The following is an 8472-nucleotide window of genomic DNA, read 5'->3' as shown; positions in this document are numbered from 1 at the left end:
TGCACCTGGCAGAAGTAGGGCCCGTAGAAGAGCTCCTGGAAGCAGATCACCTGCGCGCCGTCCGCGGCGGCGGCGCGGCCCGACTCGTGTTGCCGCGCGACCTGCCACAGAATCGCGCCGGCTGTGAGCGACAGCAGGAGCACCGTGAGCGTGACGGTCCAGTACAGCCAGGCGGGACCGACCGGCTGGCCCCACGCCGCGGACGGATCGGCGCGATGAGCCGTCAGGGCGGTGATCGCCGGGGCGAGCTCGACCGGTGGCACCGGATGGCCGGACAGGACCGCAGCGCCCGCGGCCCCGATCCACAACAGCATCGCCAGCCCGCCGGCGCCCAGTACCGCGGCGAGCAGCCAGGTGTCACTGACCGGGCTGGACTTGCCCGTGGCCATCACGACAGCCCGAGCACGAAGTCGATGTGGCGGGTGGAGGTGGGCTCGAGCGGTCGGTCTCGACGCGGAGACGCCGCGATTGAGAGCTGTTCCTGCTCCGGATGGATGGCGAGCTGCAGGTCAGTGGCCCGGCCGCCGGCGCTGTGCGGGACGGTGCTCCTGGTGATGATCTCCTTCGCCGCGGCCGCCACCCGCGACGCGCTCGCCCGGACGACCTCGATCCCGTCCTCACCCGCCCAGGTCGAGACGTACGGGAAGGAGTAGTCATCCGTGGCCAGACCGTGGGCATCGGCGACGATGCACGCAACCGACTCGGCCTCCACCTCCCTCGCGCCCCGCCCCGCCGGCCCGAGAACGCCCGAGACAGACCGAAGTTCGGGATCATGAAGCAGGGCGTGCCCCAGCTCATGCAGCAGCGACTTACACCGGGCTGCCTCGTCCATGTCCGCGCGAACCTCCACCAGCCGCGAGGCCCAGGTGACTCGACCGTTCGCCCCGTCCAAGCCGTCAGCGGAAGGCACCAGCCGCACCGCATATCCGCGGTCCTGCAACTGGGCGCTGATCGCGTCCCACAAACCGGCCGGCGCCGCGCCGCGCAGCATTGACGGATGCGGCGGCTCAGGCAACGGGTCCCCGCTGGTTTGCGCCACATCCCAGCAGTGCTCGACCCGCCACCCGCCGATCACCTCTCGCGTCTCAACCCGCTCATCCGACGCCACGGACTCCTTGACGCCGACGGGTCGACTCGTGCCGTCCGCATCAACAGCCATGCGTTGCCGGTGCCGGATCGGCGCCAGAATCTGGTAACCGCGCTGCCCCTTGTCCACAGACCTACCCAGCCTTCGCCAGGCCTGGAAGCCCGCGACGCAGATCGGCCACGGCGTGCTCACCACGCCCTTCTCCCACGCGTCGTGGTGCTGGGTCGTCAGCAGCCACACGTTGTTTGCCGAATAGGCGTGCAGGCTGGACTGCAACGCCAGGTAGTCCCGCCACTGCTGGCCCGACTGCAACGCTGCCACAGCGCTCTCGATGCGGTCCTGGGCCACCGCGATCCGCTCCGCCAACTGCTCGGTGGCCTGCTCCGGTGTGAGCCTCTTGTACGTCATGACAGGCATACCGACCTGCCGGTACGCCATACGTTCTCACGAGTCGGGTGGCCCGAATCTGCGAGGGCGCGGGGAGTTCGCGACCCTGGTCCTACCACTCACCGTCAAAGGCAGCAGCAAACAGCGACCACGCGCGCTGCCCGGCCCTTGACAGTCTTTCGCGGCGGAATGTCGCACCCAACGACTACAGTTCCGCGGCATGGCGCGCATCCGAGGGCACTACGAGTGGGACGACGACGACCTCACCCCTGGGCGGAAGAAGGAAGGCGGCCTCCACCAGAACGTCTACGACAGCGACGGCAACCTCAAGAGCAACGCTCGGTTCGTTCCGGACGACCAAACCGATCCCGAGCCGGTGGAACTGCGCAGGACTGAGCATTGGACACTACTCGCCCCCCGTCACGAGGCGCCGATGGATGAACTGAACTTTATCGAGATGGAAGCCGTTGAGTGCCTTCGGTGTCGAGCAGAGGACTTGCATCCGGTGTACCGGTGCGCGTGGGGACACCCGCGCTCGGAGATCCTTATCGGCCTGGCCGGCAAGGCTTGCTGCCGGGGGCCGTCCCGTTCCCAAGCGGTTACGAGGCGCGGTTGGCCTCGAGGCGGCGGAGTGACACCATCGCGCGGCAGAATAGCCCTCGCATGCCGCCTTCGGTGAGCCTGTACGAACGCGGAGTGGGCGTAAGTCCACCACAGCAAAAATCGACCCATGGCTGAACTGCGATCCATTCTTCAGCCGGGCCAGTCGGAGGGGCTCGTGCACTTCACCGGCCGAGCGCGGAGTTCGTTCGCACCCGAGGTGGCCCTGATGACGCCGAGGGAGCGCCTCGATAACATCATTGCTGATTGAGCTCTCATCGGGCACGGCGTCCGCGGAGCCACCGAACCAGTGGTGTGTCTCGGCGAGAGCAACAGGAGACACGCTGCCGCACTGCTGACTGGTGCTGGCTTCGCTGGCTGGGGTCTCGTGCTCGACCGGCAGTGGGCGTGGGACGCGGGAGGTGGTCCTGTCTGGTACGTGCGGTACGACCAATGGATGGCCGTTCGTTCCAGTCTTGACCCGGCCCTGCACAGCTGGCTAGTTCGCACAGAACCGAACGATTCTGACTGGCTCCACGAGCATGAGTGGCGCATTCCATGTGCTCAGGGCGAGCTAGTCCTGGAGACGGAGGGCGTGCGGGCGTTTCTCGTCTCGGACGGTGGGTGGGGGCCACCGACACACACGGACCACATGCTCGACCCACTCACTGGCGATCTTGTTGTGGGCGAGGTGACTCCATCATGGATTGTTGGCATACCCGTATACCTGTGGGATGGGGCCGACTTGGTGGAAATGGGTCCCATCCAGCGCCGGGAGTTTCCATGGCCCGTTCAGCCTTGAGACATTCGGCATTGAGGAAGCGGACGGTGCTGGTTGCGGCGGGCGCGGCCGTAGGGCCGGGTGGTGCCGGCGGGTAGACGTGGCGGGCCAGAATCTGGGCAGCGGAACGCCGGGGTCGAGGGCGTTGGTGATCGCGGCGTGCCGTAGTGAGTAGGACTGGTGTGGCGGGGATGCCGACAGCAGCCTTCGCGATGCGCCCTACCATCTGGTGGACGTCGTGGCGGACGATCTGCTTACTGGAAGTAGGGCGCAAGGTCAGCAGCCTCGTGGTGCTTTGTCCGCGCGGCAGGCTTCCAGGACGCGCAGGACGGGATGGTCAGTGGCATGGTGGCTGGTGTGGCGACCTTGCCGACTGGATGCAGCACCTGGTGGCCGTGTATGGCCTCTTGGTAGTCCTCGCTCTTGACGCTAGCGGTTTCGGAGGCGCGCAGTGCGTTGATGCCGAGCAGGTAGGCCAGGGCGCCGTGGCGCATGGACAGGGTTTGGGCGACCTAGAGGAGCCAGATCAGCTCGAGGCGGTCCAGTCTTTGGGTGCGCGAGACTCCTCGGAGTGGATCTTCGGCGGCCGCGTGCACGGGGGGTTCGGCTGTTGATGTGGGCGGACCGGAAGTAGCCTCGCACGGCGTGCCTCATCGTGTTGACCGCGTAGACCCGCTGGCCGTCTTCGCCGAGGTGTGGGATGTACAGCTCGATGTGCATCCGCTGGATCCCGACCAGCGGTTCAGGCCTCGACCCTCGCACCAGGTGAACCAGCGGCGCAGCTGGTCGGCATACAGGATGTGCGTGTACCCGATGTACCGGACCAGGTAGGGCACGGCCGCGAGCTGCGCGGGCGTCATCGCGTCGGACTGGAACGGCAGGAGTGTCGTGCTGGTCACGGCCGAATCCGCCAATCTAGCGGTCATGCCTCGGCCGCAGACCGCCGAATATGGCGAGGCGGCCACGTGAACCGACGCTGGCCCCAACGTTGCGACAAGTTAGGACATCGCGGCGACCCTGCGCGCCCCACGCGGCGCCGATGCGCACCGAACGCACGGCGTCGCTCGCCAGTCCGCGCCATCCTCGCTGGCGCGATATCGCGTCGTAGGACTATTCGGCGAAGGGGGAGGCTTCGTCGTCGTGTAGCCAAGGGAACGTGACCCATGGTTCTGCATCGGCGAACGCCTCAGGCAGTCGGTCATAGGCTGTTTGGGCTTGTGCCTCGTACTTGCTGAGCGCTGTGGTCGAGCCCCCCGCTGGCGAAAGGGCGAAGACGCAGGCGTCTAAGTAGTCCACTCGGGCAGATGCGTACCGCACCAGGGCCGTCCTGGCCTGCCGTAAAGATGAATGCCAGGGGAGAATCGACACGTCCTCAACCACGTCCTTGGCGCCACTGAGTGAGCCAGCCATGTGTGCGCACCCGTCGGCCACCTCGGAGCGGGACTGCTGGAGATCAGTCTTGAAGTTGATCGCGTCGGGCATGTTCTGCTCGGCCCAGGTGTTCTGCGCCCTTTCGGCGTCTTGATAGGCGTGGGCGGCTGACACCAACCCGCTCAGCTCCCGGTTTGCCTGCGCCACGTCCGCGCCCACGGTCACCACGGCCAGCACCAACACGGTCAGGGACCCCCACACGGCCCGGTGAGACCGCTTTGGGCGGCTCACAGCGGGAGGTACTTCGGCCGTGCTCACAGGATGCCCAGGCTCTTGAGCAGTCGGAGGGACCCGCGCAGGAGTTCCTCCGGAGCTCGTGGGCTGGAGCCCAGAGGGGCTATACGGAGGGAGCAGCGCCGCCAGCAGGGTCAGCGGCGCTGCCAGCACGAGACTTGACAGCACCAGGAGCACGACCATGGGCAGCCCCAGCGCGCCATTCTGGTAGGCGCCCACCAGCGACAGCACGTAGATCACGACTGCCACTCTCCGGTAACGGCGACGGTAACGGGAGCCGTAGCCGACCCAGGATGACTTCACGCACTCATGGGTACCGCAGGCACGGTCACCTGTCCAGCGAATGCCCCAACCGTGGCGATGCAAGGCCGGACACCGGCCGACGCCAACAGCCACCGCGACAGGTACGCGGCTGCTCCCTGGCAGGCCTCCATAGAGCGAATGTCCCGAAAGCGACCGGATCGTTAGCGCTCTAGTGGATCTATCCCTGTTCACTGTCGTAGCTCTCTAATAGCATCCGAAGGCACTCGGTTAGCGGAGGAAACGGTGCCTCCGCCTGTTTAGGGGTAGGGATGGCTAGGCGACGAGGGTTCTTCGCGGAACTGCAGCATCAGGCTGCGTTGGCTGAGAAGCAGCGACAACGTCAGGCGGCTGCAGCAGTGCGGGAGCAGGCGCGGCTCCAGCGTGAGGTAGAGCGCGCTCAGCGCGCCTCGGATCGAGCACGCGCGCAGGCGGGCCGCCAGGAAGCTCGAGATCTGGCGGCGGCAGAGAAGGAAGCCAAGCGGGCCCATATAGACGCACAGGAGGCCCGGGCGGAGGCGATGAACGCTGAGCTGAAGGACTTGCTGGCAGAGATCGATGGCCTGCTTGCCGCGACGCTGGAGGTGGATGACTACGTGGACCTCAACGACTTGCGCCAGGGCTACGATCACCCGGCCTTCACTTCCAAGTATGAAGAGCGAATCCCCGCCCCGGAACCCATCGCGGCGCCACCCGAGCCAGTGTTCACACCGCCTGAACCGCTCAAGGGCATGTCCGCTCTTTTCGGAAAGAAGAAGCATGCAGCCGAAGTGCAGGCGGCTCGGGCCGAGTTTGACAGAACTCAGGCATCTTGGCGCGAGGAGGTGGGCCACATCCCCGCTCGGCAGTTGGCTCAACTTACTGCCCACCAGGAGGCGGAGCAGGAGCGCAAGGCGAGGTTGGCGGCCGACCGCGAGCGCTACGAGCGGGAGAGTCGCGAGCGTGAGGCGAAGGTCGACGAACAGAACGCCGAGCTCGATGAATTGATCGCTGGTCTCGCACGAGGTGAGGCCTCTGCCGTTGACCTGTATGTTGACATTGTGCTGGGGAACTCTGTGTACCCCGAGGGCATCCATGTCGGGGTGGAGCACGAGTTCGATGACAGCGCGAAGGAGATTCGGCTCACGATGTCGATACCTCAGCCGGCTCAGCTGCCCACGGTGCGTGAGTACAAGTACGTCAAAGCCAAGGACGAGATCGTTGGCGCGCATCAGACGCTGAAGGAGCAAAGGGAGCGGTACACCCACTTCCTCAGTTCTGTCGCCTTGCGGACGTTGCATGAGGTTTGGGAAGCCGACCGCGATGGCAAGGTCCAGAGCATCTCGTTGGTTGTCGGAGTCGACCACATCGACCCGGCCCTTGGCGTCGAGACCGTCACTCCGCTCCTCGCGGTGGCCGTCCCGCGTGACGACTTCCTGAAGATCGACCTCTCTCGAGCTACGCCCATGGAGTCGTTGAAGTACCTCAAGGCGAGTGTGTCAAAGGACCCCCACGGCTTAAAGCCGGTCCAGGAACTGCCTGGCGTGAAGGGCTAGGCGAGCGGCGATGGCTGGCTTCAAGTTCAATACGCCTCCCGGCTGGCCGCCGGCGCCCAGGGGCTGGGTGCCGCCGACAGGCTGGCAGCCGGACCCGACGTGGCCCAAGGCGCCTGTTGGCTGGCAGTTCTGGATGCCCGATGATGCCGAGGAGCAGACAACGACCACTCAGCCTGATGCTCCTTCATCCACGCCTACCGGAGGACCGACGGACCCGGAGCGGCGCCGCGACGACGGAACCGACCCTCCCGACCAGACGGAGGCCCAAGTTGCGCCGGCTGAGCATCGAACTGACGGCGATGCCGCCGTCGAGGAGGCGGCCTCCCCCATCGAGCCTGCGGCACACGGTGTGACTGAGTTCGATCCGCTGATGTCCGCCAAGCGTGTGGAGGTGGAGCGGCTCGAAGCACAGGTATCAACCCTGGCTGGCGAAGTGCGCCGGATGAACGCGATACTGCAGTCAAGCGAAGCGAACGACCTGCGCTCCCAGCTGGTAGAACTTAACGACGCGGTGCTCTTGCAGCAGGTCGGCATCTACGAGTACCACCACCCGCTGGAGAATGCGGAGGCGTACCGAGAACGGCTGAAGCAGCTTCAGGAGCACATTAGGGAACTGGTGCGCTCTCGACATGCCATCGAGGCATCGGAGCGTTTCGCGTACAACAACTCCGTGGCGCAGGGCCGGAAGATGACCCGCGACTTCTCCAAGCTGATGCTGCGCGCGTACAACGCGGAAGCCGACAACTGCGTAAGGACAGTCAAGGCGGGAAACGTCAAGTCGGCCGTGACTCGGCTGGGAAAGTCCAAGGAGGCCATCGCCAAGCTCGGCCAGATGATGGAGATGCGTGTGACCGAGGAATATCACGCGCTCAGAGTCACGGAGATCGAGCTCACGGGCGACTACCAGATGCGCCTGCAGGAAGAACGGGAGGCCGCCCGCGAGGAGCGAGAGCGTCTCCGCGAGCAACGCCGCGCGGAACAAGAGCTCCAGGCCGAGCGTGACCGGCTCGACAAGGAGCGCTCGCACTACCTTAACGCGCTGAATGCCCTCGTCGCGCAGGGCAAGCAGGACGAGGCAGTACAGCTCCAGCGACGCGTGGACTCCATTGATGAGGCGATCAAGCTCAACGACTACCGTATCGCCAACATTCGGGCCGGTTACGTCTACGTCATCAGCAACGTCGGCTCCTTCGGTCAGCGCGTCGTCAAGATTGGACTTACTCGCCGACTAGACCCTCTGGACCGCGTGAGGGAATTAGGGGATGCAAGCGTGCCCTTTCCGTTCGATGTCCACGCGATCTATTTCTCGGACGACGCTGTGTCTCTAGAGTCGGAACTACACGCCGCCTTCGGCGAGCAAAGACTAAACCGGGTGAACCTTAGGAGGGAATTCTTCTTTGCCACTCCCGCGCAAGTGCGCGAAGTCTTGACAGAGAAAGTCGGCAACCTACTCGAATTCACGGAGGTGCCCGAAGCAATCCAGTATCACCAAAGTCTCCAACTCTGGCCACAAGGCAAGGAGGCTGCGCGTATCGCTGAACACGAGGCCTAACGATCGTCGGCGACGAATCGACCTCGACGGCGTGCGTACCCTCCAAGCCGAAGTGTTACGACGAATCCTTGAACCCAAGCGCCGCCAAGGGAGGCAAATTTCCGTTGCCGTCGATGCCCGTCGCCAAGGATCAAGCTATTATGCGTCGCCAATCCGCACGCACGTCACATCCGGCAAGTGCGCCAAAGCTACCGACCACGCGGTGACCCACCGTGACGGTGGTGCGGGTCGGTGAAGCGAGATGCCGGCCAGGAAGGAGCAGTGATCAGGCGGAACGGCCCAGGCTCGAGTCACCCCTAGGCCGGGTCGATACCTCGCCCCTATGCGGCGGAAAGACCAGCCTATGGCGACGAAGTCAAGGGGCTTGGGTTCGTTGATTTGTGCAGGGGAAGTCGGCTCGCCGAGGTTCGCCGGCGGGCTGATGGGTCTTGGGGTTGAGGCGCGTTCGCCTGTGGTCGGGGGCCCAGGCGCCCGTCTCCTGCCCTACGTAGCGTGCAAGCGGGTTGCTTCCCGACAGCCTTCATCCGGGCTTTGGTGGAGACGGGCGGGGCTGCCCATGGTCTTT

The 8472-nt window shown here is 65.2% G+C and carries 6 protein-coding genes and 1 pseudogene; 2 read left to right on the top strand and 5 right to left on the bottom strand.

What is annotated here, in order from left to right:
• The 5 genes and pseudogenes from FRW57_RS24055 to FRW57_RS13440 all read right to left on the bottom strand — a co-directional run.
• Window positions 1–389, bottom strand: a pseudogene (locus FRW57_RS24055) (hypothetical protein); the annotation flags it as partial.
• Window positions 389–1495, bottom strand: coding sequence for an ArdC-like ssDNA-binding domain-containing protein (locus tag FRW57_RS13455; protein ID WP_152186217.1), 1107 nt, complete (start codon window positions 1493–1495; stop codon window positions 389–391). The gene FRW57_RS13455 and the pseudogene FRW57_RS24055, both read right to left, overlap by 1 nt.
• A gap of 1614 nt (window positions 1496–3109) precedes the next feature.
• On the bottom strand, window positions 3110–3349 hold the full coding sequence (locus FRW57_RS13450) for a hypothetical protein (protein ID WP_152186216.1): 240 nt from the start codon (window positions 3347–3349) through the stop codon (window positions 3110–3112).
• 156 nt (window positions 3350–3505) lie between these two features.
• Window positions 3506–3754, bottom strand: a complete 249-nt coding sequence (locus tag FRW57_RS13445; protein ID WP_152186215.1) for a hypothetical protein — start codon at window positions 3752–3754, stop codon at window positions 3506–3508.
• 211 nt (window positions 3755–3965) lie between these two features.
• The gene (locus FRW57_RS13440) at window positions 3966–4469 is read right to left on the bottom strand and encodes a hypothetical protein (protein WP_152186214.1); all 504 of its coding nucleotides are present in this window, start codon (window positions 4467–4469) and stop codon (window positions 3966–3968) included.
• Between the two features lie 671 nt (window positions 4470–5140).
• On the opposite strand from FRW57_RS13440, the gene FRW57_RS13435 reads away from it, so the two are divergent.
• Together FRW57_RS13435 and FRW57_RS13430 are read left to right on the top strand one after the other, a co-directional pair.
• Window positions 5141–6355, top strand: a complete 1215-nt coding sequence (locus FRW57_RS13435) for a coiled-coil domain-containing protein (protein WP_238999424.1) — start codon at window positions 5141–5143, stop codon at window positions 6353–6355.
• Window positions 6356–6365: 10 nt separating this feature from the next.
• A complete protein-coding gene (locus FRW57_RS13430) occupies window positions 6366–7907 on the top strand; it encodes an SNIPE associated domain-containing protein (protein WP_152186213.1) in 1542 nt (513 codons plus the stop codon).
• Window positions 7908–8472: the final 565 nt, after the last annotated feature.

Origin of the sequence: Segeticoccus rhizosphaerae (genome assembly GCF_009192725.1) — a bacterium.
Classification (GTDB): Bacteria; Actinomycetota; Actinomycetes; order Actinomycetales; family Dermatophilaceae; genus Segeticoccus; species Segeticoccus rhizosphaerae.
The sequence above is the reverse complement of the archived record's forward strand: the minus strand, read 5'-3'. Positions and strand labels throughout refer to the sequence as shown.